Source organism: Agromyces agglutinans, from assembly GCF_009647605.1.
GTDB classification, from domain to species: Bacteria; Actinomycetota; Actinomycetes; order Actinomycetales; family Microbacteriaceae; genus Agromyces; species Agromyces agglutinans.
Genome location: NZ_WJIF01000004.1, coordinates 140,977 through 167,292, shown reverse-complemented (window position 1 = coordinate 167,292; position 26,316 = coordinate 140,977). Strand labels below are relative to the sequence as shown.

Here is a 26,316-nt window from a genome sequence, read left to right as displayed (position 1 = left end):
TCGTCGCCAGCCTAGCCGCGCCCGACGGGCCGGCCGTCAGGGGCGGCAGCCCCAGCGCCAGGTGCCTTCGTGGAACACCGGGATCATCTCCTGCCCGACGCACGGACCGCAGTCCTCGTCGCGCGGGCTCGCGGGCAGGCCGGGATACGCCGAGGCGTCGAAGGTCGCAGCTGCGGCCGGCTCGGCTGGGGCGGCATCCGGTGCGGCGCCCGTCGCGGCATCCGCCGTCGAATCGTCGACCGACGCATCGACGGAGTCACCGGCGGCCTCCTCGGCGGCGATGCGCGCGGCCTCGGCAGCAGCGGCCTGGGCTGCCGCCTCGGCCGCGAGGCGCGCCTGCTCAGCCGCACGGAACTGCGCGAGTGCGTCGGCGACACGCGCGTGCTCGGCGAGCACCGCGCCGCGCGCGGTGAGGATCGGCGCCGGCACGGCCGATGTCGCCGCGGCACCGACCAGGTCGGCGCGTGCGGCGAGGAGCGCGGCGACCCGGTCGCCGCCGAGCGCGGCCGACGCCTCGTCGATGAGCGCCGACGCGGCAGCGGATGCCCCGCCCGCGAGTCCGGTCGCGGCGCTCAGCCGCGTCGCCGCGAGGTCGAGGCCGGCCGCCCCCGTGCCGATGCCGGCCGTTGCGACGGCGGGCGCCGCACTGCGCGCGGTTGCCGGCTCGACCGCATTCGCCGGTGCGGCCAGGCCCGCGGCGAGGCCCCCGGCGAGCGCGATCAGGCCGACGACGCCGGCCCCGGCGAGGCGCCCGGCGAAACCGGCCCGACCGCCACGTGCCGACGGCACCGCGGTGCCACGTGTTTCGATGTCCATACGTTCTCCCCCGAATCGAACGTGCGATCGCATCGCATGCGCCGTCGGCCCCCCGGCCGAACTCGCACGGTGTCAATCTAGCGGGACGATCGGCCCGGAAGGGCGGAACCGCGCGGATCCCGCGTCGGCGACGTGCTACCAGCGGGGGTGGATCGCGGCCCGCAGCTCACGGTCGTACAGCTCGCGGACGCCCGCGAAGAACGACTCGGGCAGGTCGAACGAGCCCGCCGCCGCGTTGGCTCGCGCCTGCTCCGGGTTGCGCGCCCCCGGGATCACCGTGCTCACGCCGGGCTGAGCGGCCACCCACGCGAGCGCGACCTGCGCCGGCGTGGCATCGGGCAGCACCTGCTTCGCGAGCTGCGCGAACTCGCCCGCCGCACGCACGCCGGTCGCGTAGTCGACGCCGGAGAACGTCTCGCCCACGTCGAACGCCTCGCCGTGGCGGTTGAACGTGCGGTGGTCGTTCTCGGCGAACGAGGTCTCGAGGGTATAGCGACCCGAGAGGAGCCCGCTCGCGAGCGGCACGCGCGCGATGATGCCGACGCCGGCGGCCTGCGCGGCCGGCAGCACCTCGTCGAGCGGCTTCAGCCGGAACGCGTTCAGGATGATCTGCACGCTCGCGACGTTCGGGCGCGCGATCGCCGCGAGTGCCTCGTCGACCTGCTCGACGCTGACCCCGTAGGCGGCGATGGCGCCCTCGTCGACCAGCGTGTCGAGCGCGTCGAAGACCCGGTCGTCGGCGTACAGCGCGGTCGGCGGGCAGTGCAGCTGCACGAGGTCGAGCGTGTCGACGCCGAGGTTCGCGCGCGACCGGTCGGTCCACGCGCGGAAGTTCTCGAGCGTGTAGTGCTCGACCAGCTGCGGCACGCGCCGGCCCATCTTCGTGGCGACCGTCACGCCGGCGCCGGGATGCTCGCGCAGCCAGCGGCCGATCAGCGATTCGCTGCGGCCGTCGCCGTACACGTCGGCGGTGTCGAACACGGTGACGCCGGCGTCGTGCGCCGCGTCGAGCACGGCGAGCGCGTCGGCTTCGTCGACCTGGCCCCAGTCGGCGCCGAGCTGCCAGGTGCCGAGGCCGATGACGGAGACGGTGCGGCCCGTACGGCCGAGAACGCGGGTCTGCATGCTGCCGACACTACCTCGCGCAGGCGAAGGTTCGAGGCGAGGGGACGACCGCGGCACGTGCCGTCGATCGGCGGTTCAGGCCAGCCGGGGCGGCACCGCTCGCACGGCCTGCCAGCCGTCGGCCACGGCGCAGGAGCCGATCGTGGTGAAGCCCGCGTCGCGCAGGGCGTCGCGCACCGACGCCTCTCCGGCCTCACCGGCGAGGGCGGCCCCGTGCACCACCCAGGTCGGGGCGACCACGCCGCACTCGACGAGCCACACGGGCAGGCCGTCGAGCTGGTCGGGCGTGCCGACGACGGTGACGACGACCTCGGCGTCCCACGGCAGCACGCGGCCGACATCGGCCAGCGCCTCGGCGAGCTCGGGTACCGGCACCTCACCGCGGACGGCCACCGCGGAGTCGGCGGTGAGCCCGAGGCGCTCGGCGAGGAGCGGCTCGCGCGACGCGACCCCGGCACGGCTGTACGCCTTCGATTCCCCCATCAGATCCCCCCGAGTCATCTTCCACGCACTTCCTCCCGCTCGCAATGGTCGATCGGCGAACGGCGACGGGCGTGACGGCATGCGACGGAGGCCTGCCGGAAGAACCGCCGGTCAGGCGGGGATCGGCACCGCGGTACCGCTCACGACGATGCCGCCGACCTCGGGAATGCGCACGTCGAGCACACTCGGACGGCCCACGTGACGGCCCTGGCGGATGCGCACGTGCGCGGGCGGCTGCACCAGTGCGAGCTCGCGCAGGTACCCGCCGAAGGATGCCGCCGCCGAACCGGTCGCCGGATCCTCGACGATGCGCCCGACCGGGAAGAGGTTGCGCGCCTCCCACTCGCCGTCGCGGGCCGCGCCGTCGCCGTCGCCCGCGCCGTCGCGGGCCGCGCCGTCGCCGGCGCCGTCGCCCAGCGGGTGCAGCACGCTGACCGTGCCCGCCCAGCCCTCGGCATCCATGAGCTCGCGTACGGCCACCGGATCGAACGTGAACGCATCGAAGACGGATGCCTCGGCGACCACGAGCACGGGGTGCCGATTGCCGGCGTACGCGATGCGCGGCGGATACCGGTGGTCGAGGTCGGCCGCCCCCAGGCCGAGCAGGTCGAGCAGGCGTGCGAGCACGTCGTCGGCGATCGGCTCGACGCGCGGTTCGACGCTCGTGAATGATGCGAGGATGCCGGACGTCGAGGCATCCGTCATCGCGACGGTGTCGATGACGACCTCGCCGACGCCGGTCGCGAAGCGGAACCGGCCCGCACCCTCGCGCTCGGCGAGCACGACGGCGGTCGCGATCGTCGCGTGCCCGCAGAAGGGCACCTCGGCGATCGGCGAGAAGTAGCGGATGCCCCGTGCGCCGCCCGCACCCCCGCCGGTGAGGAACGCCGTCTCGGCGTAGTCGACCTCGGCCGCGATGCGCTGCATGGCCGCATCGTCGAGCCCCGAGGCGTCGAGCACGACGCCCGCCGGGTTGCCGCCGTCGGGGTCTCGCGTGAACGCGGCGTAGTGCAGGATCTCGGGTTCGGCCATGCGGCGATCCTCGCACGAGGGGGCCCGACCCTGGTTCGGGATCGGGCCCGTCGTGCAGGGCCGGCGCGGCGGCTACCCGGCGGCCGCCGGCTCGGCGCTCTCCGGCTCGGCGCTCTCCTGCTCGGCACCGAAGCGGCGCCGGGCGTCGTGCGGGATGAGCGGGTGCACCGCACGGTCGCGGATCTGCTGCACGGCCCACGTGTTGCCGTCGGGATCGGCGAACCCGAAGAACGTGCCGCCGTCGCGCGGGTCGATGACCTGGATCTCGCCGCACTCCACGCCGCGGCCGACGAGTTCGGCGCGAGCCGCCTCGGCGTCGGCGACGACCAACTGCACGCCCTTCAGCGAACCCGGCGCCATCTCGTTCTGCGACGGCAGGGTGCCGATGACGATCGAGCACCCCGAGCCCACCGGGGTCAGCTGTGCGAACCGCTGGTCGCCCGCGTGCGTGTCATGGTCGAGCACGAACCCGAGCCGGTCGCGGTAGAACTCGATCGCGCGGTCGAAGTCGGCGACGGGCACGATGACGACCTCGAGGGTCCAGTCCATCAGGCGTCTCCTCCGTCGTCGGCGAGCAGCGCGTCGAGCCGCTCGAAGCCCTCGGTGAGCCCGGTCTCCATGCCGGACTCGACCATGCCGTCGCGCGCCTCGACGCTCGGGTAGGTCGAGTGGCCGGTGAGGCGGGTGCGACCGCCGCCGAGGTCCTCGAAGGTCATCGTCTCGATGGCGACCACGTCGGGCATGCCCTCGAACTCGAAGGTCTGCACGGCGAACTCGTTCTCGCGCACGGAGTGGAAGGTGCCGTTGAACCCCCACTCGCCGCCGTCGGGGTCGCGGTGGATGTAGCGGTAGCCGCCCTGGGTCGTGAAGTCCCAGCGCTCGATCTGCATGTCGTAGCCGTTCGGGCCGAGCCAGCGCTTGACGAGCTCGGGCTCGCGGTGGGCGCGGAAGACCGCCTCCACGGGTGCGTCGAACTCGCGGACGATCTCGATGAACGGCAGGCCCTCGGGGGCCTCGATGGTGACGGGGTTCGTCATTGCTCCTGCTCCTTCTCGGTGGCGTCGGCGCTGCCCGCGTCGGCGTCTGCGGTGGTGGTGGTGGCGAGCAGCTCGTCCAGCGCGCGGAAGCGCTGCTCGTGGATCAGCCGGTATCGGTCGATCCAGGCGGTGAGCGACTCGAGGGTCGCGGCGTTCAGGTGCACGGGCCGGCGCTGCGCGTCACGCGTTCGCGTGACGAGCCGGGCCTGCTCGAGCACCTGGATGTGCTTGGACACCGCCTGCTTGGTGATGGCGAACGGTTCGGCGAGTTCGTTGACCGTGGCCGGGCCGCGGCTCAGCCGAGCCACGATGCGCCGGCGCACGGGGTCGGCCAGGGCCATGAAGGCCCGGTCGAGCCGGTCGTCGGCACTCGGGTCCACGATCATCAACCTCTCCTTTGATCAACCGTTTGATTGATTAGAAGCTACGCCGGGGCTGCCTCACTGTCAAGAGCCCGTCGAACTGATACCGGGGGCGGCGACGCCGGGTGCTGGATTCCACCGCGCAGGGCTCGCGGCGAGGCATCCGAACGAGGAGAATCGGCGGGTACGCCACGACTGGAGGAATCGTCATGTCTGTCCTGCTCAACCCGTACCTCAGCTTCACCGACAACGCGCGCGAAGCGCTCGAGTTCTACCACTCCGTCTTCGGCGGCCGGCTCGACATCAGCACGTTCGGCGAATCCGGTCAGGGCGACGACCCGGCCGACGCGAACAAGGTGATGCACGGCCAGCTCACGACCGAGAACGGCTTCACGCTCATGGCGTCGGACACCCCGCCCGGCATGGACCACGAGGACCCGGCCGGCATCTCGATCTCGCTCTCGGGCGACGAGGAATCGACGCTTCGCGGCTACTGGGAGGCGCTCAGCGAGGGCGGCACGCCGGTGCTGCCGCTCGAGGTCGCGCCCTGGGGCGACGCGTTCGGCATGCTCGTCGACCGCTTCGGCGTGAGCTGGATGGTCAACATCACGGGCGCACAGCCGGCCTGACCCGCTCGCGTCGGCCTGTCCCACCCATCCCCGCCACGGTCCCGACCTGTGGTTCACCCGTGAGTCTCCGGGAATTCATAGGCGAGGCGAGGAAGCTGGAGGCATGCCCCGCCGCGTCGCGTTGCCCCTGCTGACCGCGGCGTACCTCGCGCTCGTGGCGTGGGCGACGCTCGGACCGGTGTCGTGGCATGCCATCGGCTACGAGGCGACCTACGGCGTGCTCACGCCGTCGATCTGGCTCGACCGCTCGACGTGGACGACCGGTTCGATGTTCGAGTTCGTCGCCAACGTCGCGATGTTCCTGCCCGTCGGCGTGCTCTTCGCGATGCTCGCGGGGCCGCGCCGCTGGGTGTGGGCGCTCGTCGGAGCCGGCGCGCTCAGCCTCGTCATCGAGCTCGCGCAGATCCCGATCGGCGACCGCATCTCGGATCCGCGCGACCTGCTCGCGAACGCGACGGGCGCCCTCGTCGGCGTGCTGCTCGCGGCGATCGGCTGGGTCTGCTCGCTCGCCTGGCGCGCGCTCACGCGGCAGCCGGCCGCAGCGGCGGCTGCTGCCCCGGTCGAGCCGGTGGACGTCGAGCCGGCTGCCGTCCAGCGGGCCGCGCCGCAGACGACGACGCGGCCTCAGGCCGAGCTCAGTCGAACAGCTCGCTGAGCCAGTTGTCCTTCTTCTTCTTTCGGTAGTGGCCCTGGTTGTACCCGTTGCCGTACCCGTCGTCGTAGCGGCGGTCGTCGGGGCGGCGGTCACCGGTCATCTGCCGCAGCAGGTCGAGCGGGTTCTGCGACTGCTGCTGCGGGTATCCCTGCGGCTGGCCCTGCGGAGGGTAGGGCGGCTGGGCCTGCGACGGGTACGGCGCGGCCGGCTGCTGCGGGGCCGGCGGCTGGGGCGCGGCGGCCGGCCCGGCCTGCGGCGTGAACTCGTTGCCGGCGCGCTCGATGATCTTGTCGAGTTCGCCGCGATCGAGCCAGACGCCTCGGCACTGCGGGCAGTAGTCGATCTCGATACCGCTGCGCTCGCTCATCACGAGCACGGCTCCGTCATTCGGGCACTGCATGGGAGGCTCCTTCGTCGGGGTCTGCCGGGACCTCCGAGCCTAGGCATCGAAACTGGGGGGATGCTCCGCGACCTCGGCCGCGACGGCGAGGTCGGCGACGAGCGCGTCGAACGCCGCCGCGCGGTCGGCGTCGTCGCGCACGCGCAGGATCGCCGACGGATGCTGTGTCAGCACGATCGGCGCCGGCACTCCGTCGGGCGGCGGCAGCACGCGGCCGCGCAGGTCGCCGATGCGAGCCGGTGACCCGAGCAGCGACCGGGCGGCGGTCGCGCCGAGCCCGACGACGACCGACGGATGCACCGCTCCGAGTTCGGCGCTCAGCCACGGTCGGCACGCGACCAGGTGGCCGACGGCGGGCTTCTCGTGGATGCGCCGCTTGCCGCGCAGTTCGAACCGGAAGTGCTTGACCGCGTTGGTCAGGTACGCATCGGCACGCGGGATGCCCGCCGCCGCGAGCGCCTCGTCGAGCACGCGCCCGGCCGGGCCGACGAACGGCTCGCCCTCGCGGTCTTCGCGGTCGCCCGGCTGCTCGCCCACGAGCATCACGGCCGCGTCCGGCGATCCCGAGGAGAACACCGCCTGCGTGGCATCCCGCCAGAGCTCGCACCCGCGGCAGTCGGGCACGGCGGCGCGCAGCGCCGCGACATCCGCGTCGGGCGGCACCCACCGTTCCGCACCCGGTCGCTCGACCTCGGCCATGCGGCCAGCGTAGGCGCGAGGCATCCGCTCGCCGAGGGGTTGACCGGTGGTTGACTGGCCGCATGCGCATCATCGTCACCGGCGGCTCGGGCAAGCTCGGCCGCACCGTCGTCCGCACGCTTCGCGACGAGGGGCACCACGTCGTCAACCTCGACCGGGCGGGCCAGCGCGGTGAGGTCGTCGTCGTCGACCTGACCGACGCCGGTCAGGTGCTCGACGCGGTCGCGGGCATCGACGAGCACCACTCGGGCGTCGACGCCGTCGTGCACCTCGCCGCGGTGCCGGCCCCCGGCCTCATGAGCGACGTCGCGACGTTCCACAACAACATGCTCTCGACGTTCAACGTGCTGCAGGCCGCTCGGCGGGCCGGCGTCACGCGCATCGTGACGGCCTCGAGCGAGACCGTGCTCGGCCTGCCGTTCGAGACGCCGCCGCCCTACCTCCCCGTCGACGAGGACGTGACGAGCCCCGAGTCGACGTACTCGCTCGTCAAGCACCTCGAGGAGCAGCTCGCCATCCAGCTCGTGCGCCGAGACCCCGAGCTGTCGATCACGGCGCTGCGGTTCTCGAACGTCATGGACCCCGAGGACTACGCGATGTTCCCGTCGTTCGACGCCGACGCGACGCTGCGCAAGTGGAACCTCTGGGGCTACGTCGACGCGCGCGACGGCGCGCAGGCCGTGAGCCTCGCGCTCGCGAAGGCGCGGCCCGGCTTCGAGCGCTACATCGTCGCCGCGGCCGACACCGTGATGACCCGCCCGAACGAAGAGCTCGTGGCCGAGGTGTTCCCGGGCGTCGAGCTGCGCGGCGACCTCGGCGTCAACGACACCCTGCTCTCGATCGACAAGGCACGGCGCGAGCTCGGCTACGTGCCCGCGCACTCGTGGCGCGACGAGGTCGGCGGCGACCGGTAGCGTCCCGTCCGAGGGCAGCCGAAGGGAAGGGAACGCATGCGCTTCCGGTTCACCGCGCCGCTGTGGGAGTGGCAGGCCCAGGCCAACTGGTACTTCGTGACCGTGCCTGAAGAGATCTCCGAGGACATCCGCGAGGTGCCGCGCATGCCGCGCGGGTTCGGCTCGGTGCGCGTGCGCGTGCAGGTCGGCGGGTCCGACTGGTCGACGTCGATCTTCCCCGACTCGGCGCAGGGGGCGTACGTGCTCCCCGTCAAGAAGGCCGTGCGCGTGGCCGAGGGGCTCGCCGAGGGCGAACCGGTCGAGGTCGCGCTCGAGGTGCTCGACCTCTAGCCGTTCTCGCCTAACCGTGCTCGCCGCCGGGCGACAGGTCGGGCGCGCGGCGGATGCCGAACTCGTGGCGCAGCGCGCTGCGCGCGGCGTGCCAGCCGGCGAGCCCGTGCACGCCCGGCCCCGGCGGCGTCGACGCCCCGCACAGGTAGACGCCCTTCGCGGGCGTGCGCCACGGATCGGTCGAGAGCACCGGACGGCTGACCAGCTGCCAGAGGTTCGGCTCGCCCGAGGCGATGTCGCCGAGCACGTAGTTCGGGTTGTGCGCCTCGACGTCGACGGCCGTGCTCGACGCGACCTGCAGGATCGTGTCGCGGAATCCGGGCGCGAAGCGCTCGACCTGCGCGATGACGGCCTCGGCGCGATCGACGTTCGAGCCCCTGGGCACGTGTGTGTACGCCCACAGCACGTGTCGGCCCTTCGGCGCGCGCGTCGCGTCGAAGACCGAGGGCTGCGAGATCAGCACGTACGGGGCATCCGGATGCCGCCCGCGCGTGACCGCGTTCTCGGCGGCGGCGATCTCGGCGCGCGTGCCGCCGAGGTGCAGCGTGCCCGCCTCGCGCAGGGCCGGGTTCGACCACGGCACGGGCTCCGACAGCGCGAGGTCGACCTTCGCCACCGCATTGCCGTATCGGAAGCGAGCGAGGTCGTCGAGGTAGCGCCGGGGCAGCCGGTGGCCGGCGATCGACTCGAGCGCCCGCGGCGTCACGTCGAGGAGCACCGCCCGCGACGGCGGCAGCTCGTCGAGGCTCCTCACCTCGTGCCCGGTGATGACCTCGCCGCCGTGGGCCTCGAGGTCGGCGACGAGCGCGTCGATGATCGCCTGGCTGCCGCCGACCGGCACCGGCCAGCCGACCGCGTGCGCATACGTGCCGAGCGTGAGCGCCGCGCCCGCGGCTGCCGTGCTCGGCAGCGGCAGGATCGAGTGCGCGGCCACGCCCGTGAGCAGCGCCGGCGCCGACTCCTCGGCGAACCGCGCGTTCCACCACGGCGAGCCCTGCTCGAGCGCGCGGAGGCCGAAGCGCACGGCCGTGATCGGGTCGGCCGGCACCCGCAGCAGCTGCGAGCCGGTGAAGTCGGCCAGCGAGCGGGCATGGCTGACGATCGGCCCCATGAGCCGGCGCCAGGCCTCGCCGTCGGCGCCCAGCCCATCGACCGTTCGGTCGAGGTCGCGCCAGGCCAGCGCGGCGCGTCCGCCGTCGAGCGGATGCCCGTACGAGAGCTCGGGCACGACGAGCCCGATGCGGCGCGAGAGCCCGAACTCGCGGAAGAAGCGCGATGCGAGGGCGAGCGGGTGCACCGCCGAGCAGACGTCGTGGCGGAAGCCCGGCAGCGTGAGCTCGGCCGTGCGGGCGCCGCCGCCCGGGGTCGGAGCCCGCTCGAACACCCGCACCGAAAGGCCCGCGCGGGCGAGTGTCACCGCCGCGGCCAGCCCGTTCGGCCCGGCGCCGACGACGACCGCATCGAGCTCGGCGGGAGGCATCCGCCCGCTCATCGCCGACGCGCCCCGGAAACCGGTCGCGAGGCTCGCGCGTTCCGCGCCACGTGGGCCCTCCTCCACTCGACCTGTCTCCGACCCTAGGCCCGGCCGCGCCGGTCGCGCACGGGGTTGACGGCGATCCCTCGTTGGGCGGGCGCCCGCATCCGTTCGAACCGCCCGCGGCGGCTTATGATCGACCCATCCCCGCACCGACCGACAGGAGCACCCCTCGACGTGACCGATCGCGACCTCGACGCCAGCCGCCCACTCGCCTTCTCGCACCCGGAGCCCGCGCCGTCGCCGAGCTTCGAGATCACCGATGCGCCCGAACTCGTGCTCGTCCGCGGCACCCGGCGCTTCGACCGCGACGACGTGGTGGTGCGCAAGGGCGAGTACGCGCTGCGCAACGGCCACACGACGCCGCGGCAGTCCATGGTCGAGGATCTCCTCGCGATCCGCCGCGTGCTCGAGCAGGCCGGCATCCGGCACCTGCTCGTGCGCGGCGACGGCGACCGGCCGGTCATCGCGGTCGACCGGGCCGAACGGCGCGAGCTCGCGCGCGCGTTCGCCGAGGCGTTCGCCGACGAGCCCTTCTACTCGGTGCCCGTCGCGCCGAAGAAGGCGGCCGGCACGACGCCCGTGCTGCTCGCCGACGGGCACCTCTCGGCGCACCGCAAGGCGAGCGCGCTGCGGCTGTACCGGCCGCGCATCGAACCCCTCGGCCGGCTCCGCTACGGGGCCGACACGGCACCGCAGCTCGAGCTCTGGCGTTTCGGCGACGAGACCATCGAGGCGCCGCTGCCCAACGCCCTCATGCGCACGACGCTGCCCCGCGGCGAGGCCGTCGAGGCGACGGTCGAGCGCTACGGCGTCACGTGGTCGACGATCGAGCACATGTGGCAGCCGCTCGCGAGCGACGTGGACTTCGACATCGACATCGTGTTCTCGTGGGTCGACGGGTCGAGCGACGAGTTCCTGCGCGAGCGCGCCAAGCGCATGCAGAGCTACGTCGTCGGCGACGGCGACGACTCCGAGGCGCGCTACCGGCAGATCGACGAGCTGAAGTACGCGCTGCGCAGCGTCGAGCTGTTCGCGCCGTGGATCCGGCGCATCTTCATCGCGACCGACTCGCCGGCGCCCGCGTGGCTCGCCGAGCACCCCAAGGTGCAGATCGTGCGCAGCGAGGAGTTCTTCCCCGACCTCTCGGTGCTGCCGACCCACAACTCGCACGCGGTCGAGAGCCAGCTGCACCGCATCGAGGGCCTCGCCGAGCACTTCCTCTACTCGAACGACGACATGTTCTTCGGGCGTCCCGTCTCCCCCGACCTGTTCTTCTCTCCGGGCGGCATCACGAAGTTCGTCGAGGCGGGCACGCGCATCGGGCTCGGCGAGTCCAACCCGCAGCGCAGCGGCTTCGAGAACGCCGCGCGCGTCAACCGGGCGCTGCTGGCGGGCAGGTTCGGCAAGGTCACGACGCGCCACCTCGAGCACTGCGCGGCGCCGCTCCGCAAGTCGGTGATGGCCGAGCTCGAGCAGGCGTTCCCCGAGGAGTTCCGCCGCACGGCCGCGAGCCGGTTCCGCTCGGCGACCGACATCTCGGTCACGAACTCGCTCTACCACTACTACGCGCTGATGGCGGGCAAGGCCGTCACCCAGACGCAGGCGCGGGTGCAGTACATCGAGACGACGCTGCGCCGCGCGCTGCCGGCCATGGACCGGCTGCTCAAGCGCCGCGATCAGGACATGTTCTGCCTCAACGACGGCTCCAAGCCCGAGATCCCGGTCGACGTGCGCACCACGGCGGTCATCGACTTCCTCGAGCGGTACTTCCCATTCCCGGCGCCGTGGGAGAAGCCGACGGCCGAGGTCGCGGCATCCGATTCGGCGAACGCGGGCGCGAACGCGCACGCAGCGAGCGGCGGTGCCGGCACCGGCGCTACGGCAGCAGGATCGGCTCGGTGAACGGGCCGTCGGCGAGCGCGCGCTCGAGCTCCTCGTCGACCGAGTAGCCCGGGTACGCCGCGAGGCCGCTCGCGGCGGCCGGTGCGAACCGGATGCCTCCGGCTGCGAGCCGGCGGGCGCTCTCGTCGGCGTCGATCCAGTCGAGCGCCGCGTGTTCGCCGAGCGGCACGACCGAGTGGAGCACGGTCGAGGGGTACACGTGCACGAGGTTGAACGCGCGGGCGCCGTCGCGGCCGCGCGTGCCGCCGACGGGCACGTTGAGGTCCTGCGTGTAGCAGGTCGCCGACGCGACCGACACGGGGATGCCGGCGAACGTGGCCGTCGTCGAGTAGTGCAGGTGGCCGCCGAGGATCGAGCGGATGTCGCTGCCCGCGATCACCTCGGCGAGGCTCGCCTGGTCGCGCAGTTCGACCGATGCCGCGAGGTCGAGCACGCTCGGCACGGGCGGGTGGTGCAGCGCGAGGATCGAGCCGTACGGGGCATCCGTCGCGAGCTCCTCGGCCAGCCAGTCGAGCTGCTCGCCCGTGACCTCGCCGTGGTGGTGACCCGGCACCGTGGTGTCGAGCGTGATCACGCGCAGGCCGTGCACGTCGGTGACCCGGTCGACGGGTCGGGTGCTGCCGGCCGACTGGCCGAACAGCTCGCGGCGGAACGCCGCCCGGTCGTCGTGGTTGCCCATGACCCAGATGACCTCTGCGCCCAGCCGCTCGGCCGCGGGCTCGACGATGCGGCGCAGCCGCGCGTACGCGTCGGGCTCGCCCTTGTCGGCCAGGTCGCCCGTGAACACGAGCGCGTCGGGCCGGCCGTTCGAGGCCTCGAACTCCTCGAAGAGGCGGCGGAGGTGGTCTTCGCTCGGCACGCGGTCGTACAGGCGGCCGCCTCCGGCGAGGAGGTGCGTGTCGGAGATGTGGAGCAGGAAGTGGCTCGGTCGGGGGTGCTCGGCCGTTCGGCTCGTCACGGGGTTCCCATTCGTTCGACTGGTGCGCGCTGCTTCGGGCGTCTGCGCGTCAAGCTAGCCCAACATCCGAGTCTGAACGTGCGGTGAATACGGCGTGTGCGGTTTCGTGACGGCTTCGTGACGGCGAACCTCCCGTGATGTCGCGCAAAGTGTCTCCATCCCCGCGAATTCACAGCACATTGCGCGACATCACCGCCCGAGACCGGTTGCGGAATCGAGGGAACCTCTCGTATGGTGGCGCGGGTCAGAAGGAAGTCCCGCGGGGAGGGGTTCCCGCGGCCGATGAGCACGACGGATCGACGCGCCGGCGGGTGTGCGGTCCGGGGGGAACGCATGAGTGGCACTGATCCGTCGACGACCGATCTCAGGGACCCGGAACAGCTGCTCGGCCGTCGAGGATGGCGCGGCGGCGTGCGCGCCCTGTTCGCCGCGGCGGCGGTCGTCGCCCTCGCCGCCACGGGCGGCACCGGCTTCCTCGCGCAGACGACCGCCCTCGAGCAGCAGCGGGCGATCGAGACGACCACTGCGCTCACCGAAGCCGCTGACCTCGAGCCCGACCAGCTGACCGTCGGCGACGACATCCTGCGCTCACGCGTGGCCGGTGCCGCCGACGACGCGCTCGGCGACGCGAGAGCGGTCGCCGTCTCAGCGGCCGGCAAGGCCGACGCCGCCGACCTGCAGGCCACGCTCGCGCAACTCGAGGCGCACGCCCTGATCGAGCCGACCCGCGTCTACGACCTCATGAAGGTCGCGAAGGACCAGTCGGCCGAGGTCGCCGCGGCGGTCGCCGAGTTCGACCGGCTGGAGGCCGAGCGCCTCGCCGCCGAGCAGGCCGCCCGCGAGGCCGCCGCACGCCTCGCCGCCGAGCAGGCCACGGCCGAGCGCGCCGCCGCCGAGCGCGACGCGCCCTCCTCGCCGCGGGCGCCGGCGGGCACGCCCGCGCCGCCCGGGAATCCCAGCGAAGCCCAGGCGATCGCGCGCGACATGATCGCCGCTCGCTACGGCTGGGGCGAGGACCAGTTCGGATGCCTCGTCGCGGTGTGGAGCTACGAGTCGGGGTGGCGCGTGAACGCGTCCAACCCGAGCGGGGCGTACGGCATCCCGCAGGCCCTGCCCGGCTCGAAGATGTCCTCGCACGGCGCCGACTGGCAGACGAACGCGGCCACGCAGATCTCCTGGGGCATCGACTACATCGCCGGCCGGTACGGCAACCCGTGCGGGGCGTGGGCGCACATCCAGTCGGTCGGGTGGTACTGAACCGGGCAGCCGGGGCGACTACGGCACGCGGTCGGTCTCGACGCGCGGCACGCCGCCGACCCAGGTGAGCGGGAGCGTGTAGACCTGCCGCGCGAGGAAGTCCGGATCCCACGCGTGGAACACGAACACGTCATCGCCCGAGGCATCCGTCACGACGTCTTGGCCGCCGGGGCCGACGAGCGCGCCGTCGGTGGCTTCGGTCGAGAGAAGGGGCTCGGGGTCCTTCGTCCAGGGCCCCATGAGCGCGGCGGCCGTCGCGTGGCCGACGGCGTACGTCTCGTCGCCGTAGGAGTTCGCCGAGTAGAAGAGGTGGTACGCGCCGTCGCGCTTCACAACGGTCGGCGCCTCGATGAGATCGCCCTCCCACGCGAGGTCCTGCTTCAGCAGCCGCACCGGCGGGCCGGTGAGACTCAGCCCGTCGGCGCTCAGCGGCGCCGTCTGCAGCCAGGTGTCGAGCCCGCAGCAGTTGCCGTCGTTCTTCCAGAGCAGGTGCAGGGAGCCGTCGTCGTCGCGGAAGGTCGCGGCGTCGATCGCGCCGCCCTCCTCCTCGGGGCAGACGAGCATGCCGTCGCCCTGCACGGTGAACGGCCCCTCGGGCGAGTCGGCCGTCGCGACCGCGAGGCACTGCAGCGTGGGCGAGAAGTTCGTGGTCGTCGCGTACATCACGAACTCGCCGGGTGCGACCTCCGTGACCTCGGGCGCCCAGGTCTTGCCCGGGATCACCCAGTCGGGCAGCTCCGGCAGGGCATCGTCGTCGAGCACCTCCCACTCGACGAGGTCGGCCGAACGCGCGACCTGCACGTTCCGGGTCGAGTCGTTCGTCGCGTAGAGGAAGTACCCGTCGTCGGTCGCGAGCACGTCGGGGTCGGGGAAGTCCCGGTCGATCACGGGCGTGAACGAGGACGCGGATGCCGCGCCGGACGAGGCATCCGTCGCCGCGCCGGTCGCGTCATCCGTCGCACCGCCCGAGCAGGCGACCAGGGCCATCGCGGCGGCCAGCGCGAAGCCGGCCGCCGCGACGCCCCGACGGCGACGGATCATCCCTTGAGTCCCGAACGCGACACGCCCGCGATGATGAACCGCTGCAGGAACACGAACAGCAGCAGCACCGGCACGCTCGCGATCACCGCGCCCGCCATCAACAGGTCGTACCGCACGGCGTTCGCCGACTGCAGCGTGCTGAGGCCGGCGGGCAGCGTCTGCACGTCGGCGCTGAAGAGCACGTAGACCGGCCACAGGAAGTCGTTCCAGTTGGTCAGGAACGCGAGCAGCGCGAGCGTCGCCATGGCCGGCTTCGACAGCGGCAGGATGATCTTCAGGAAGATCTCCCACCGGTTGGCCCCGTCGATGATCGCCGCCTCCTCGAGCTCCGCGGGCAGGCTCAGGAAGAACTGCCGCATGAAGAACACGCCGAAGGCGCCGGCGGCGGTCGGGATGATGATCGCCACCAGCGAGTTCAGCCACCCGAGGTTCCCCACGATGAGGTAGTTCGGGATGATCAGGATCACCGGCGGGATCAGCAGCGTGGCCACGATGACGGAGAACACGATCCCCCGGCCGCGGAACGTCATCCGCGCGAGCGGGTAGGCCGCCAGCGACGCGGTGACGACCACGAGCACGGCGTGCAGCACGGCCGCGATGAGGCTGTTCGAGAACCAGAGCAGCACCGGGGTGCCGCTCGCGGTGAGGATCGCCTCGTACGCCTGGGTGGTGAAGGGGTCGGGGATCCAGTTCGGCGGGATGCCGGCGGCGTCCGCACGCGTCTTGAACGAGGTCACGAGCATGAAGATGATCGGGCTCAGGTAGATGAGCGCGAGCACGCCGAGCAGCACGTAGCGCACGACGACGACCCACACGCGAGTGCGCCCGCGGGGAGCGTCGGCCCGGGTTTCCGAGGTCGGGACGGCCACCGGCGCTGCGGCCTGTTCGAGGGCGGTCATCGGATGCCTCCGCTCTGCGCCGTCGCCGATTCGTCGGCGACCGGCTTCTCCTTCTTCTCGCGGAACAGCCAGAAGACGACGACGCTGATGATCATCAGGAAGAAGGTGAGCACGTAGCTCATCGCCGCGGCATCCCCCATCTGGAAGTTGCGGAGGCCTGTCTCGGCGATCTGGTAGATCGCCGTCCTCGTCTCGCGGCCGGGAGCGCCCTGCGTGATGATGTACGACTGCCCGAACATGTTCGCCGAGGCGATCAGCGTGTTGATCGTCACGAAGGTGAGGATCGGCCGCAGGCCCGGCAGGGTGACGTTACGGAACTTCTGCCAGGCGTTGGCACCGTCGACGGATGCCGCCTCGTACAGCTCGCCCGGGATGTCCTGCAGCGCGGCGAGGTAGATCACGGCGTTGAAGCCGAGGGTCCACCACACGGTGACCCCGACGAGCGCCACCCACGCGGCCGGCACGGACGTGGTCCATGCCGTGTCGTCGGGCAGGCCGAAGAGGCCGAGGTAGTAGTTGACGAGGCCGATGTTGTTGTCGAGCAGGTAGCGCCACAGCAGGCCGACCACCGCGACACCGAGCACGTACGGCGCGAAGTACACGGCGCGGAAGAAGTTCCGCCCAGGGAAGGACTTGTTCATCAACAGGGCGACGAGCAGCGGCAGCACGAGCAGCAGCGGCACGCTGAAGAGCGTGAAGATGCCGGTCGCGCGCATCGAGGTCCAGAACGAGCCGGAGTTGACCGAGTTCGGATCGAACAGCTCGGCGTAGTTCTCGCCGCCGACGAACGGCTTGTTCGGCAGCGTGTAGTCCCACTCGTGCAGGCTGATCCACAGGCCGAACACCGAGGGCACGATCACGAAGACCGTGAACAGCGCGAGGTAGGGCAGCAGGAACAGCCAGGGTGTGAAGGGCTTCGGGCGGGTGGGCGACACCCCGGCGCGGCGGGGTGCCGAGCCGTCGGGTGCCGCGGTGGGCGCCTCCGTGACGGAGGCGCCCACGCGCGTCGGGGTGCTCATGCTCAGCCGCCGAACTTCTCGAGGTTCTCTTCCATGAGCTTCGTGGCGCGGTCGGCCTCGCGGGTGAGCGCCTCTTCAGGGCTCGCCTTGCCGAGCACGCCGTCGGCGACCGCGACCTCGAGCGTCTCCGCCTGAACCGGGCCCAGGCCCGGCACCGCGGGCAGGAACCGCATGGTGTCGATCTGGTCGGCGATCGGCTGCTGCACCGTGCCTTCGAGCGCCGCGTCGCGCACCGACTCGCGCGCCGGGATCATGCCGGCACCGGCCCACTCGGCCGAGTTCTCGCTCATCCAGGCGATGAAGACCTTCGCGGCGTTGGCCTTGTTCGCGTCGGCCTGCGCCTGGCGCGGCAGGAAGAAGTTGTGCGAGTTCGCCCACACCGCCGCTTCACCGCCGATCGCGGGAACCGGCGCGGCCGCGAACGGCAACCCCGACTCGGTGAGGTCGTTGATCTGCCAGATGCCGTCCCAGGTGATCGACGTCTCGCCGTTCTTGAAGGCGATGTACTGGGCGTCGATCGCGACGTCGGAGGGGCTGTAGCCCTCGTCGACCATCGAGCGCATCCAGGTCAGGCCCGCCACGCCCTCCTCCGAGTCGAACGTCGCCTCGGAGCCGTCCTCCGAGTACGGCTCGCCGCCGCCCTGCCAGATGAGGGAGAGCTCCATGAGGTGCCCGGGCCAGAGCGCCGGCATCCAGAACGGCGTCTGGAATCCGGCTGCCGTCAGCTTGTCGAGCGCCTCCTGGAACGATGCCTCGTCGGTCGGCGGCTCGGTGATGCCCGCCGCCGCGAAGTGGTCGGTGTTGTAGTACATCGCGAGCGAGTGCACGTCGAGCGGGATGCCGTAGCGGGCGTCCTGGTAGACACCCGCGTCCCAGACCTCCTCCGTGAAGTCGTCGGCGCTGAGGTCGAGTTCCTCGGCAAGGTCGTCGACCGGGACGATGACGTTGCGTGCCGCCATGGTCGAGAGCTGGTCGAGGTGCATGACGCCGACGTCGGGGCCTTCGCCCGCGGTCACGGCCGCGGGGAGCTTCTGGTAGAAGTCCGCCCAGTCCTGGGTCGTCGACTCGATCTTGATGTTGTCGTGCTCGGCCATGAAGTCGTCGACCATCTGTTGCATGAACGGGCCGTCACCACCGGTGAATCCGTTCCAGTACTGCAGCGTGACCTCGGGACCGTCGTACTCGCCCGTGAACTCGCCGCCGGCGCTCTCGGCGCCGCCCTGGCCGCTGCAGCCGGCCAGCGCCAGCGCACCGACGGCGGCGATAGCCGCACCCTGCATGAACCTCGTGAACCTCAGCCTCTTGCCCACCGGTCGTCCTCCTCGTTGAAAACGGTCTCGCGCAGTCGCGCGCACCCGCCGTCGACACCGACGGCACACCACAATGTACAGCGCTGTAAAGTCATCTGTCGAGTGGGTTGATTTCGGCCGGCGGCTCCCGGGCACGGGCGGTGCCGCCCGCCTAGACTCGTCTCGACCTGAGGAGGTGCGATGGCACGGGTGAGGCTCATCGACGTCGCCGAGCGCGCGCAGGTGTCGATGAAGACGGTGTCGAACGTCGTCAATGGCTACGCCCATGTGCAGCCCGCGATGCGCGCGCGGGTGCAGGCGGCGATCGACGAGCTCGGCTATCGGCCGAACCTCACCGCCCGCCGGCTGGCCACGGGGCGCACCGGCATGATCGCGCTCGCGATGCCCGAGATCGACCACCCGTACTTCGGCGAGATGGCGAGCCACCTGGCCGACATCGCCCTCGAACGGGGCTACCGGGTGATCATCGAGCAGACGCTGAGCGACCCCGAGGCCGAGAAGGCCGTGCTCCAGGACCGCGAGGCCGGACTCGTCGACGGGGTGATCTTCCAGCCCACCCGCATGGCGACGCTCGACATCGCCCGCCTGCACGACGACCTGCCGCTCGTGCTGCTGGGCGAGGTCGACGCGCCCGTCACCACCGACCACGTGATGATCGACAACGTCGCCGCGGCGCATGACGCCGTGGCCCACCTGCTCGCCTCGGGTCGGCAGCGCGTCGCCTTCCTCGGGCTCGTCGACGGCGACATCACCATGACGAACCGCCGCCGACTGCTCGGCTACCAGGAGGCGCTGGTCGCGGCGGGCGTGCGCCTCGATCCCGAGCTGGTGCTGCACGCGCACGGCTTCGACTCGCACGATGCCGAGGCGGCCGTCGAGGCCGCTGTCGAGCGCGGGCTCGAGTTCGACGCGATCCTGTCGCGCGACGACCGCTTCGCGGCCGGCGCCCTCACGGCCCTCCGGCGCCGCGGCCGCTCCGTCCCCGACGCCGTCGCGGTCGTGGGCTGGGACGACAGCGCCATCGCGGGGTACACGAGCCCGACGCTCACCTCGGTCGCGCCCGACAAGCGGGCGCTGGCGACCCGGGCGTTCGACCTGCTGCACGAGCGCATGCACGGGCATCACGGCGCGGGCCGGCACGTCGTGGTGCCGCACGCCATCGCGGTCCGCGCGAGCGCGCCGGCCGGCTGACGCGCGGCGAGCCTCCCGGGGTAGACGACCTCATCGGGATGCGCGACCTCACCCCGTCACACGTGCATGAACTTTACAGCGCTGTAGAGATGCGTCATGATTCGATGCATGCGCGACTCCTCGACGATGCGGGCCTCCGAACAAGACGGCACCTACCCCCGACCCCAGCTCATGCGCCGCTCCTGGGCCGACCTGGGCGGCGAGTGGGAGTTCGCGTTCGACGACGATGACGCCGGCGTGGCATCCGGCTGGCATCTGGGGACCACCCGCTTCGCCGACCGCATCGTCGTCCCGTTCCCGGCCGAGTCGCCGGCCTCCGGCATCGGCGACACCTCCTTCCACCGGGTGGTCTGGTACCGGCGGGTGGTGGGACCCGACGACGTCCGCGCCGCGGGGCTCGGCGCCGCGGCGCCCGTGCTCGTGCTGCACTTCGGCGCGGTCGACTACCGCGCCTCGGTCTGGGCGAACGGCCGATTCCTCGGCGAGCACGAGGGCGGCCAGACGCCGTTCTCATTCGAGCTCGACGGCGACCTGCTCGACGGCGCCTTCACGCTCGTCGTCCGCGCGGAGGACGACCCCGCCGACGTGTCGCAGCCCCGCGGCAAGCAGGACTGGCTCGAGGAGCCGCACGTCATCTGGTACCACCGCACGACCGGCATCTGGCAGCCCGTCTGGCTCGAGGCCGCGCCGCCCTCGCCCGAGCGCGTGACCCGGGTGAACTGGACGCCCGACCTGCCCGGCGCCGCCGTGACACTGCAGCTGCGACTCGGCGCTCGGCCCACCCGGCCGCTGTGGCTCGAGATCGAGATCGACCACGACGGCACCGAGCTGGCATCGCTGCGCACGCGGCTCTCCGAGCCCGAGCACCGCATCGTCGTGTCGCTGCCCCTCCAGTCGAACGGCCAGGGCTACGAGCGACTCCTCTGGTCTCCGGAGCATCCGACGCTCCTCGATGCGCGTCTGCGCCTCGTCGACGACGAGGGCACCGTCGTCGACGACGTCGCGTCGTACCTCGGGCTGCGCAGCGTCGGCCACCACGGCGGACGCTTCCTGCTCAACGATCGCCCCTACCTGCTGCGCTCGGTGCTCGAGCAGGGGTACTGGCCCGAATCGCACCTCGCCGCGCCGAGCGCCGAGGCGCTGCGCCGTGAGGCCCAGCTCATCAAGGACCTCGGCTTCAACGCCGTACGGCTGCACGAGAAGGCCGAGGATCCGCGGCTGCTCTTCTGGACCGACCGCCTCGGCCTGCTCGTCTGGGGCGAGATCGGCAGCGCCTTCGAGTTCTCGCCGCGGGCGATCGAGCGCACGGTGCGCGAATGGACGGAGATCGTCGCCCGCGACGCGGCGCACCCGTCGATCGTCACGTGGGTGCCGGTCAACGAGAGCTGGGGCGTGCAGCACGTGTCGCACGACCCGGCCCAACGGCACTTCGTCCAGGCGCTGTTCCACCTCACCAAGGCGCTCGATCCGTCGCGGCTCGTCGTCTCGAACGACGGCTGGGAGCACGGCGAGTCCGACCTGCTCACGATCCACGACTACGCGTCCAGCGGTGCGGCGCTGCGGGACACCTACGCGGATGCCGCCGCCATCGGCGGCCTGCTCGACGGCGTCGGCCCCGCCGGGCGCCGGCTCGCCGCCGGCTCGTCGGATGCGTCCGCGCTGCGCGGGAAGCCCGTCATGGTGACGGAGTTCGGCGGGATCACCTATGCGCCCGGCTCCGACCTCGAGACCTGGGGCTACTCCGTCGCGACCTCGGCCGAGGCGTTCGAGCGGCATCTCGACGAGCTCGTCTCCGCCGTGCGCGACTCGCCGGCGCTCGCCGGCTTCTGCTACACGCAGCTGACCGACACCCGCCAGGAGGCGAACGGGCTCGTCGACGAGCACCGGGTCCCCAAGCTGCCGGTCGAGACGATCCGGGCGATCGTCACGGGCGACGGCCGGGAGTAGTCGAGCCGTCGATTCCCGATCCGACCCGGAGTTTCGCCCTCGGTGAACGTGCGTGTCGGTGGTCCGTTCTAGCTTGAATCCCGACCGCTGAAGTGTGAGGCTTGATCGCCGCGCTGGCGCACGGGGGTGCGTCGCAGCGCGGTCCCGGGTCGCCGAGTCGCGCGTACGAACACGCCGCCGAGGCATCCCTGCCTTCGAATCTCGCACCCCCGACATGGAGAACTGATGCTCGCGCGCCTCCTCGTCCGTTACCTCAAACCCTACAAATGGTTGCTGCTCGGAGTGCTGGTGTTCCAGTTCCTCTCGGCGATGGCCAGCCTCTACCTGCCCAGCCTGAACGCCCGCATCATCGACGAGGGCGTCTCGAAGGGCGACACGGCCTACATCTGGTCCACGGGCGTGTTCATGCTGACGATCTCCCTCGGGCAGATCACGGCGTCGATCATCGCGACGTACTTCGCGGCGAAGGCCGCGATGCAGGCGGGTCGGGACATCCGCAACGACGTGTTCGAGCGGGTGTCGACGTTCTCCGAGCGCGAGGTCTCCGCGTTCGGCCCCGGCTCGCTGATCACCCGCAACACGAACGACGTGCAGCAGGTGCAGATGCTCGCGATGATGGCGGCGACGTTCCTCGTGACCGCGCCGCTGCTCGCGATCGGCGGCATCATCTTCGCCCTCCAGCAGGATGTCGGCCTCAGCTGGATCATCGCCGTCTCGGTGCCGACGCTCCTCGTGATCGCCGGCCTCATCATCGGGCGCATGGTGCCGCTGTTCCGCGCGTTCCAGCACAAGCTCGACGGCGTCAACCGCATCATGCGCGAGCAGCTCACGGGCATCCGCGTCGTGCGCGCCTTCGTGCGCGAGCCCATCGAAGAGGAGCGCTTCCGCGAGGCCAACACCGACATCATGATCGTCGGCCGCAAGGTCGGCTCGCTGTTCGTGCTGCTGTTCCCGCTCGTCATGCTCGTGCTGAACGTCACCGTGATCGCCGTGCTCTGGTTCGGCGCGATCGAGGTCGACCGGGGCGAGGTGCAGATCGGCACGCTGTTCGCGTTCATGCAGTACGTCATGACCATCCTCAGCGGCGTGCTCATGGCGAGCTTCATGACGATGATGATCCCCCGCGCCGCGGTGTCGGCCGGCCGCATCAGCGAGGTGCTCGACGCCGACACGTCGCTCGCCCGCTCCGACTCGGCGGTCTCGACGTTCCCGGTGCCGGGCGCCGTGTCGTTCCGCGGGGCGACGTTCAGCTATCCGGGCGCCGAGCACCCCGTGCTCACCGACATCACGTTCGACGCCGCGCCGGGCGAGACCGTCGCCGTCGTGGGCTCGACCGGTGCCGGCAAGACGACGCTGATCTCGCTGATCCCTCGGCTGTTCGACGTCACCGGCGGCGAGGTGCTGGTCAACGGCGTCGACGTGCGCGAGGCCGACCTCGAGTCGCTGTGGACGACCATCGGCCTCGTGCCCCAGCGGCCGTTCCTCTTCAGCGGCACCGTCGCCTCGAACCTCCGGTTCGGACGGGAGGAGGCCACCGACGAGGAGCTCTGGCACGCGCTCGAGATCGCCCAGGGCCGCGACTTCGTGGAGAACATGGAGGGCAGGCTCGACGCGCGCATCTCGCAGGGCGGCACCAACGTGTCGGGCGGCCAGCGGCAGCGCCTGGCGATCGCCCGCGCGATCGTGCACCGGCCCGGCATCCTCGTCTTCGACGACTCGTTCTCGGCCCTCGACCTGACGACCGACGCGAGACTCCGGCAGGCGCTCTGGCGCGAACTGCCCGAGGTCACGAAGATCGTCGTCGCGCAGCGCGTCTCGACCATCACCGATGCCGACCGCATCGTCGTGCTCGACGACGGGCGCATGGTCGGCATCGGCACGCACGAGCAGCTGCTCGAGACGAGCGAGACCTACCGCGAGATCGTCGAATCCCAGCTCGGAGTGGAGGCGCAGCGATGAGCAACCCGACGCAGAGCACCCCCACGCAGAGCAACCCGACGCAGAGCGCCTCGACCCAGAAGACGGAGCCCACCCTGTCCGAAGAAGAGCAGCTCGAACTCGAACTCGCCGAGCAGGCCCGCATCTCGGCCGACGACTGGAGCGGCGCCGTCGCCCCGGGCAAGGCCAAGAACTTCCGCCAGAGCTTCGGGCGGCTCCTCGGCCTCCTGAAGCCGCACGCCCTCGCGTTCGCGTTCGTGTCGCTGCTGGGCGCCATCGGCGTCGTGCTGACGGTGCTCGCGCCGAAGGTGCTCGGCGAGGCGACCAACATCATCTTCGCGGGGGTCATCGGCCAGCAGTTGCCGGCCGGCACCACGACCGAGCAGGCCGTCGAGGGGCTGCGCGCGGCCGGCCAGGCCGAGCTCGCGAACGTCGTCGAGGCGGCCGGGGTCACGGCCGGCGAGGGCGTCGACTTCGTGCGCCTGAGCCAGGTGCTCATGCTCGTGCTCGCGCTGTACTTCGCCGGCTCGATCCTCACCTGGCTGCAGGGCTACGTGATCAACGTCATCATGGTGCGCACCATGTGGCGCCTGCGCGAGTCCGTCGAGGCGAAGATCAACCGCCTGCCGCTGCGCTACTTCGACAAGGTGCAGCGCGGCGAGCTCATCTCGCGCGTGACGAACGACATCGACAACATCACCCAGACCATGCAGCAGTCGCTGTCGGGAGCGCTCACCGCGGTGCTGACCGTGGTCGGCGTGCTGGTCATGATGTTCACGATCTCGTGGCAGCTCTCGCTCGTCGCACTCGTGTCGCTGCCCCTCATGGGCGTGATCTTCGGCGTCATCGGCCCGAAGTCGCAGAAGGCGTTCGGCATCCAGTGGCGCAAGGTCGGCCGGCTGAACGCGCGCGTCGAGGAGTCGTTCTCGGGCCACGCGCTCGTGAAGGTCTTCGGCCGCGAGGAGGCCAGCCGCGAGGCATTCCAGGCTGAGAACCAGGAGCTGTACGAGGCGTCGTTCAAGGCACAGTTCCTGTCGAACATCATGATGCCCGCGATGATGTTCATCGGGAACCTGATGTACGTCGGCATCGCCGTGCTCGGCGGGCTCATGGTGGCGACCGGCCAGCTGCGCCTCGGCGACGTGCAGGCCTTCATCCAGTACTCGCAGCAGTTCACGCAGCCGCTCTCGGAGCTCGGCGGCATGGCCGCGGTCGTGCAGTCGGGCACCGCGTCGGCCGAGCGCGTGTTCGAACTGCTCGATGAAGACGAGCAGGAGCCCGACGCGGTCGACGCGCCCGCCCCGGTCGACGGCGACGGCACGATCGAGTTCGAGCACGTGTCGTTCTCGTACGACCCCGCGCACCCGCTGATCCGCGACCTGTCGTTCCGGGTCGAGCCCGGGCAGACGGTCGCGATCGTCGGGCCGACGGGTGCCGGCAAGACGACGCTCGTGAACCTCATCATGCGGTTCTACGAGCTCGACGGCGGCCGCATCCTGCTCAACGGCCAGGACATCGCCGACCTCACGCGGCACGACATCCGGGCCAAGACGGGCATGGTGCTCCAAGACCCGTGGCTGTTCGCCGGCTCCATCCGCGAGAACATCCGGTACGGTCGAGCGGATGCCACGGACGCCGAGATCCTCGAGGCCGCCAAGGCGACCTACGTCGACCGGTTCGTGCACTCGCTGCCCGAGGGCTATGACACGGTGCTCGACGAGGAGGCCTCGAACGTCTCGGCGGGCGAGAAGCAGCTCATCACGATCGCCCGCGCGTTCGTGGCGCAGCCGAGCGTGCTGATCCTCGACGAGGCGACGAGCTCGGTCGACACCCGCACCGAGCTGCTGCTGCAGCACGCGATGGCGGCGCTCCGCGAGGGCCGCACGTCCTTCGTGATCGCGCACCGCCTCTCGACGATCCGCGACGCCGACCTCATCCTCGTGATGGAGCACGGCGACATCGTCGAGCAGGGCACGCACGACGAGCTGATCGCGGCGAAGAGCGCGTACTACCGCCTCTACAACTCGCAGTTCGAGCAGGCGGCGACCGACCTCGACGCCGAGCTGGCGGCCGAACAGGGCACCGTGGTGACGGGCGAGGCGGAGGCGGACGCCGCCGAGCTCACCGCTGCGGGGGCCGCCGTCGGCGCAGCCGAGGGCGTCCCCGGGGCGAACCTCGTGGGCGCCGGCGCTGCCGCTGCCGACGCGGCGGTCGAGCCCGACGCCGACGCCTCGCACGAGGCCGGGGCGGAGCAGGCCGAACGCGGCGAGCGCGCCGAGCGCGCGTAGAACGCGCGTAGGACGCGCGAACTGAACGGACGGGCGGGTACCGAGAACTCGGTACCCGCCCGTTCGGCGTTCCCCGTTGGCGCTGTGCCCTTCCAGAACTCGGGAGAAGAGTATCCGGCGGATACTCGGATACCGCGTTCGGAGGAGGATCTCCTCTCAGGGAACCCCGGAACCCGGAATCGCGAGACCGCTGCGGCGCAGCGCGCAGCGCGCAGCGCGCAGCGCGCGGCCTCAGTCCCGGTCGATAGCGCCGGCGTCGTCCTCGCCGGTCGCGGCGCGTTCGTCCGCTTCGGGGGAATCCTCCGGCACCTCGTGCAGGTCGTACTCGGGTTCCTCCACCGGGGGAACGCCGTGGTCGAGATCCAGCGGTTCCTCCAGCGGGTCGACGAAATCGGTCATATCGGCCTCCTCTCCCCCTCGACGCTAGGCGCTCACCCGACGCAGAGGAAGGCATACGTACCCGATACCGCTCGCGATACACTGACCGGACGGTCGGGGGGCTCGCATCATGATCGGCTGGATCGCGCGTCCCTCGAAGGTACGCACA

At 71.5% G+C, this 26,316-nt stretch carries 26 protein-coding genes; 10 read left to right on the top strand and 16 right to left on the bottom strand.

Annotated elements, in window-relative coordinates; translation table 11 throughout:
* Nucleotides 1-36: 36 nt before the first annotated feature.
* The 7 genes from GE115_RS09350 to GE115_RS09320 all read right to left on the bottom strand — a co-directional run bounded on the left by GE115_RS09350 (nt 37) and on the right by GE115_RS09320 (nt 4,879).
* Entirely contained in the window at nt 37-816 is a 780-nt protein-coding gene (locus tag GE115_RS09350; RefSeq protein ID WP_153684527.1) for a hypothetical protein, read from the bottom strand.
* A 135-nt stretch (nt 817-951) separates the two neighbouring features.
* Nucleotides 952-1,941: an aldo/keto reductase gene (locus tag GE115_RS09345; RefSeq protein WP_153684526.1), complete on the bottom strand. Its 990-nt coding sequence runs from the start codon at nt 1,939-1,941 to the stop codon at nt 952-954.
* A gap of 75 nt (nt 1,942-2,016) precedes the next feature.
* On the bottom strand, nt 2,017-2,424 hold the full coding sequence (locus GE115_RS09340; RefSeq protein WP_153684525.1) for a hypothetical protein: 408 nt from the start codon (nt 2,422-2,424) through the stop codon (nt 2,017-2,019).
* 111 nt (nt 2,425-2,535) lie between these two features.
* Nucleotides 2,536-3,456 carry a PhzF family protein gene (locus tag GE115_RS09335; protein WP_153684524.1) on the bottom strand — a complete coding sequence of 307 codons (921 nt, stop codon included), beginning with the start codon at nt 3,454-3,456 and terminating at the stop codon, nt 2,536-2,538.
* A gap of 72 nt (nt 3,457-3,528) precedes the next feature.
* Nucleotides 3,529-4,005, bottom strand: a complete 477-nt coding sequence (locus tag GE115_RS09330; protein ID WP_153684523.1) for a VOC family protein — start codon at nt 4,003-4,005, stop codon at nt 3,529-3,531.
* A complete protein-coding gene (locus GE115_RS09325) occupies nt 4,005-4,493 on the bottom strand; it encodes an SRPBCC family protein (protein WP_153684522.1) in 489 nt (162 codons plus the stop codon). Before GE115_RS09325 ends, GE115_RS09330 begins: the two co-directional genes overlap by 1 nt.
* The gene (locus tag GE115_RS09320; RefSeq protein WP_153684521.1) at nt 4,490-4,879 is read right to left on the bottom strand and encodes an ArsR/SmtB family transcription factor; all 390 of its coding nucleotides are present in this window, start codon (nt 4,877-4,879) and stop codon (nt 4,490-4,492) included. Before GE115_RS09320 ends, GE115_RS09325 begins: the two co-directional genes overlap by 4 nt.
* Nucleotides 4,880-5,064: 185 nt before the next feature.
* Between GE115_RS09320 and GE115_RS09315 the strand changes: the two genes are divergently transcribed.
* On the top strand, nt 5,065-5,484 hold the full coding sequence (locus GE115_RS09315) for a VOC family protein (protein ID WP_153684520.1): 420 nt from the start codon (nt 5,065-5,067) through the stop codon (nt 5,482-5,484).
* A 103-nt stretch (nt 5,485-5,587) separates the two neighbouring features.
* A complete protein-coding gene (locus GE115_RS09310) occupies nt 5,588-6,139 on the top strand; it encodes a VanZ family protein (RefSeq protein WP_153684519.1) in 552 nt (183 codons plus the stop codon).
* On the opposite strand, the gene GE115_RS09305 is transcribed toward GE115_RS09310, so the two are convergent.
* Together GE115_RS09305 and GE115_RS09300 are read right to left on the bottom strand one after the other, a co-directional pair.
* A complete protein-coding gene (locus GE115_RS09305) occupies nt 6,120-6,539 on the bottom strand; it encodes a TFIIB-type zinc ribbon-containing protein (RefSeq protein WP_153684518.1) in 420 nt (139 codons plus the stop codon). The two genes, GE115_RS09310 and GE115_RS09305, sit on opposite strands and share 20 nt — an antisense overlap.
* A gap of 39 nt (nt 6,540-6,578) precedes the next feature.
* Nucleotides 6,579-7,238, bottom strand: coding sequence for a UdgX family uracil-DNA binding protein (locus GE115_RS09300; RefSeq protein WP_153684517.1), 660 nt, complete (start codon nt 7,236-7,238; stop codon nt 6,579-6,581).
* Nucleotides 7,239-7,300: 62 nt separating this feature from the next.
* Here GE115_RS09300 and GE115_RS09295 point away from each other — a divergent pair, with 62 nt between their 5' ends.
* Entirely contained in the window at nt 7,301-8,152 is an 852-nt protein-coding gene (locus GE115_RS09295; protein WP_153684516.1) for an NAD-dependent epimerase/dehydratase family protein, read from the top strand.
* Nucleotides 8,153-8,188: 36 nt separating this feature from the next.
* Nucleotides 8,189-8,482, top strand: a complete 294-nt coding sequence (locus GE115_RS09290; protein ID WP_153684515.1) for a DUF1905 domain-containing protein — start codon at nt 8,189-8,191, stop codon at nt 8,480-8,482.
* Between the two features lie 10 nt (nt 8,483-8,492).
* Here the strand turns inward: GE115_RS09290 and GE115_RS09285 are convergent, their stop codons facing one another.
* The gene (locus tag GE115_RS09285) at nt 8,493-9,962 is read right to left on the bottom strand and encodes a phytoene desaturase family protein (protein WP_153684514.1); all 1,470 of its coding nucleotides are present in this window, start codon (nt 9,960-9,962) and stop codon (nt 8,493-8,495) included.
* 231 nt (nt 9,963-10,193) lie between these two features.
* On the opposite strand from GE115_RS09285, the gene GE115_RS09280 reads away from it, so the two are divergent.
* Nucleotides 10,194-11,921, top strand: a complete 1,728-nt coding sequence (locus tag GE115_RS09280) for a stealth family protein (protein ID WP_376765705.1) — start codon at nt 10,194-10,196, stop codon at nt 11,919-11,921.
* Here GE115_RS09280 and GE115_RS09275 read toward each other — a convergent pair.
* Nucleotides 11,896-12,879 carry a phosphodiesterase gene (locus tag GE115_RS09275; RefSeq protein WP_312855045.1) on the bottom strand — a complete coding sequence of 328 codons (984 nt, stop codon included), beginning with the start codon at nt 12,877-12,879 and terminating at the stop codon, nt 11,896-11,898. The two genes, GE115_RS09280 and GE115_RS09275, sit on opposite strands and share 26 nt — an antisense overlap.
* A gap of 333 nt (nt 12,880-13,212) precedes the next feature.
* Here GE115_RS09275 and GE115_RS09270 point away from each other — a divergent pair, with 333 nt between their 5' ends.
* Nucleotides 13,213-14,136, top strand: a complete 924-nt coding sequence (locus GE115_RS09270; RefSeq protein WP_153684512.1) for an aggregation-promoting factor C-terminal-like domain-containing protein — start codon at nt 13,213-13,215, stop codon at nt 14,134-14,136.
* Between the two features lie 18 nt (nt 14,137-14,154).
* Here GE115_RS09270 and GE115_RS09265 read toward each other — a convergent pair whose 3' ends face one another.
* Genes GE115_RS09265 through GE115_RS09250 form a run of 4 tightly spaced genes read right to left on the bottom strand, consistent with a single transcriptional unit; the run spans nt 14,155 to nt 18,405 of the window.
* Entirely contained in the window at nt 14,155-15,177 is a 1,023-nt protein-coding gene (locus GE115_RS09265) for a glycoside hydrolase family 43 protein (RefSeq protein ID WP_246190670.1), read from the bottom strand.
* On the bottom strand, nt 15,174-16,076 hold the full coding sequence (locus tag GE115_RS09260) for a carbohydrate ABC transporter permease (RefSeq protein ID WP_153684511.1): 903 nt from the start codon (nt 16,074-16,076) through the stop codon (nt 15,174-15,176). Before GE115_RS09260 ends, GE115_RS09265 begins: the two co-directional genes overlap by 4 nt.
* The gene (locus GE115_RS09255; protein ID WP_153684510.1) at nt 16,073-17,095 is read right to left on the bottom strand and encodes a carbohydrate ABC transporter permease; all 1,023 of its coding nucleotides are present in this window, start codon (nt 17,093-17,095) and stop codon (nt 16,073-16,075) included. Before GE115_RS09255 ends, GE115_RS09260 begins: the two co-directional genes overlap by 4 nt.
* Nucleotides 17,096-17,097: 2 nt before the next feature.
* Nucleotides 17,098-18,405 carry an ABC transporter substrate-binding protein gene (locus GE115_RS09250; protein ID WP_172979798.1) on the bottom strand — a complete coding sequence of 436 codons (1,308 nt, stop codon included), beginning with the start codon at nt 18,403-18,405 and terminating at the stop codon, nt 17,098-17,100.
* Nucleotides 18,406-18,585: 180 nt separating this feature from the next.
* Here GE115_RS09250 and GE115_RS09245 point away from each other — a divergent pair, with 180 nt between their 5' ends.
* The 4 genes from GE115_RS09245 (at nt 18,586) to GE115_RS09230 (ending at nt 25,769) form a co-directional block, all read left to right on the top strand.
* On the top strand, nt 18,586-19,596 hold the full coding sequence (locus GE115_RS09245; RefSeq protein WP_153684508.1) for a LacI family DNA-binding transcriptional regulator: 1,011 nt from the start codon (nt 18,586-18,588) through the stop codon (nt 19,594-19,596).
* 108 nt (nt 19,597-19,704) lie between these two features.
* Nucleotides 19,705-21,543, top strand: a complete 1,839-nt coding sequence (locus GE115_RS09240; protein ID WP_216648806.1) for a glycoside hydrolase family 2 protein — start codon at nt 19,705-19,707, stop codon at nt 21,541-21,543.
* Between the two features lie 225 nt (nt 21,544-21,768).
* A complete protein-coding gene (locus GE115_RS09235; RefSeq protein WP_153684507.1) occupies nt 21,769-23,502 on the top strand; it encodes an ABC transporter ATP-binding protein in 1,734 nt (577 codons plus the stop codon).
* Nucleotides 23,499-25,769, top strand: a complete 2,271-nt coding sequence (locus GE115_RS09230) for an ABC transporter ATP-binding protein (RefSeq protein WP_153684506.1) — start codon at nt 23,499-23,501, stop codon at nt 25,767-25,769. Before GE115_RS09235 ends, GE115_RS09230 begins: the two co-directional genes overlap by 4 nt.
* Before the next feature lie 231 nt (nt 25,770-26,000).
* Here the strand turns inward: GE115_RS09230 and GE115_RS09225 are convergent, their stop codons facing one another.
* The gene (locus GE115_RS09225; protein WP_153684505.1) at nt 26,001-26,168 is read right to left on the bottom strand and encodes a hypothetical protein; all 168 of its coding nucleotides are present in this window, start codon (nt 26,166-26,168) and stop codon (nt 26,001-26,003) included.
* Between the last annotated feature and the right edge of the window lie 148 nt (nt 26,169-26,316).

What these genes read in the sequence shown, in the direction of transcription:
- GE115_RS09350 (WP_153684527.1), bottom strand. Translation starts at nt 816, where the DNA reads ATGGACATCGAAACACGTGGCACCGCGGTGCCGTCGGCACGTGGCGGT.
- GE115_RS09345 (WP_153684526.1), bottom strand. Translation starts at nt 1,941, where the DNA reads ATGCAGACCCGCGTTCTCGGCCGTACGGGCCGCACCGTCTCCGTCATC.
- GE115_RS09340 (WP_153684525.1), bottom strand. Translation starts at nt 2,424, where the DNA reads ATGGGGGAATCGAAGGCGTACAGCCGTGCCGGGGTCGCGTCGCGCGAG.
- GE115_RS09335 (WP_153684524.1), bottom strand. Translation starts at nt 3,456, where the DNA reads ATGGCCGAACCCGAGATCCTGCACTACGCCGCGTTCACGCGAGACCCC.
- GE115_RS09330 (WP_153684523.1), bottom strand. Translation starts at nt 4,005, where the DNA reads ATGGACTGGACCCTCGAGGTCGTCATCGTGCCCGTCGCCGACTTCGAC.
- GE115_RS09325 (WP_153684522.1), bottom strand. Translation starts at nt 4,493, where the DNA reads ATGACGAACCCCGTCACCATCGAGGCCCCCGAGGGCCTGCCGTTCATC.
- GE115_RS09320 (WP_153684521.1), bottom strand. Translation starts at nt 4,879, where the DNA reads ATGATCGTGGACCCGAGTGCCGACGACCGGCTCGACCGGGCCTTCATG.
- GE115_RS09315 (WP_153684520.1), top strand. Translation starts at nt 5,065, where the DNA reads ATGTCTGTCCTGCTCAACCCGTACCTCAGCTTCACCGACAACGCGCGC.
- GE115_RS09310 (WP_153684519.1), top strand. Translation starts at nt 5,588, where the DNA reads ATGCCCCGCCGCGTCGCGTTGCCCCTGCTGACCGCGGCGTACCTCGCG.
- GE115_RS09305 (WP_153684518.1), bottom strand. Translation starts at nt 6,539, where the DNA reads ATGCAGTGCCCGAATGACGGAGCCGTGCTCGTGATGAGCGAGCGCAGC.
- GE115_RS09300 (WP_153684517.1), bottom strand. Translation starts at nt 7,238, where the DNA reads ATGGCCGAGGTCGAGCGACCGGGTGCGGAACGGTGGGTGCCGCCCGAC.
- GE115_RS09295 (WP_153684516.1), top strand. Translation starts at nt 7,301, where the DNA reads ATGCGCATCATCGTCACCGGCGGCTCGGGCAAGCTCGGCCGCACCGTC.
- GE115_RS09290 (WP_153684515.1), top strand. Translation starts at nt 8,189, where the DNA reads ATGCGCTTCCGGTTCACCGCGCCGCTGTGGGAGTGGCAGGCCCAGGCC.
- GE115_RS09285 (WP_153684514.1), bottom strand. Translation starts at nt 9,962, where the DNA reads ATGCCTCCCGCCGAGCTCGATGCGGTCGTCGTCGGCGCCGGGCCGAAC.
- GE115_RS09270 (WP_153684512.1), top strand. Translation starts at nt 13,213, where the DNA reads ATGAGTGGCACTGATCCGTCGACGACCGATCTCAGGGACCCGGAACAG.
- GE115_RS09265 (WP_246190670.1), bottom strand. Translation starts at nt 15,177, where the DNA reads ATGATCCGTCGCCGTCGGGGCGTCGCGGCGGCCGGCTTCGCGCTGGCC.
- GE115_RS09260 (WP_153684511.1), bottom strand. Translation starts at nt 16,076, where the DNA reads ATGACCGCCCTCGAACAGGCCGCAGCGCCGGTGGCCGTCCCGACCTCG.
- GE115_RS09255 (WP_153684510.1), bottom strand. Translation starts at nt 17,095, where the DNA reads ATGAGCACCCCGACGCGCGTGGGCGCCTCCGTCACGGAGGCGCCCACC.
- GE115_RS09245 (WP_153684508.1), top strand. Translation starts at nt 18,586, where the DNA reads ATGGCACGGGTGAGGCTCATCGACGTCGCCGAGCGCGCGCAGGTGTCG.
- GE115_RS09240 (WP_216648806.1), top strand. Translation starts at nt 19,705, where the DNA reads ATGCGCGACTCCTCGACGATGCGGGCCTCCGAACAAGACGGCACCTAC.
- GE115_RS09235 (WP_153684507.1), top strand. Translation starts at nt 21,769, where the DNA reads ATGCTCGCGCGCCTCCTCGTCCGTTACCTCAAACCCTACAAATGGTTG.
- GE115_RS09230 (WP_153684506.1), top strand. Translation starts at nt 23,499, where the DNA reads ATGAGCAACCCGACGCAGAGCACCCCCACGCAGAGCAACCCGACGCAG.
- GE115_RS09225 (WP_153684505.1), bottom strand. Translation starts at nt 26,168, where the DNA reads ATGACCGATTTCGTCGACCCGCTGGAGGAACCGCTGGATCTCGACCAC.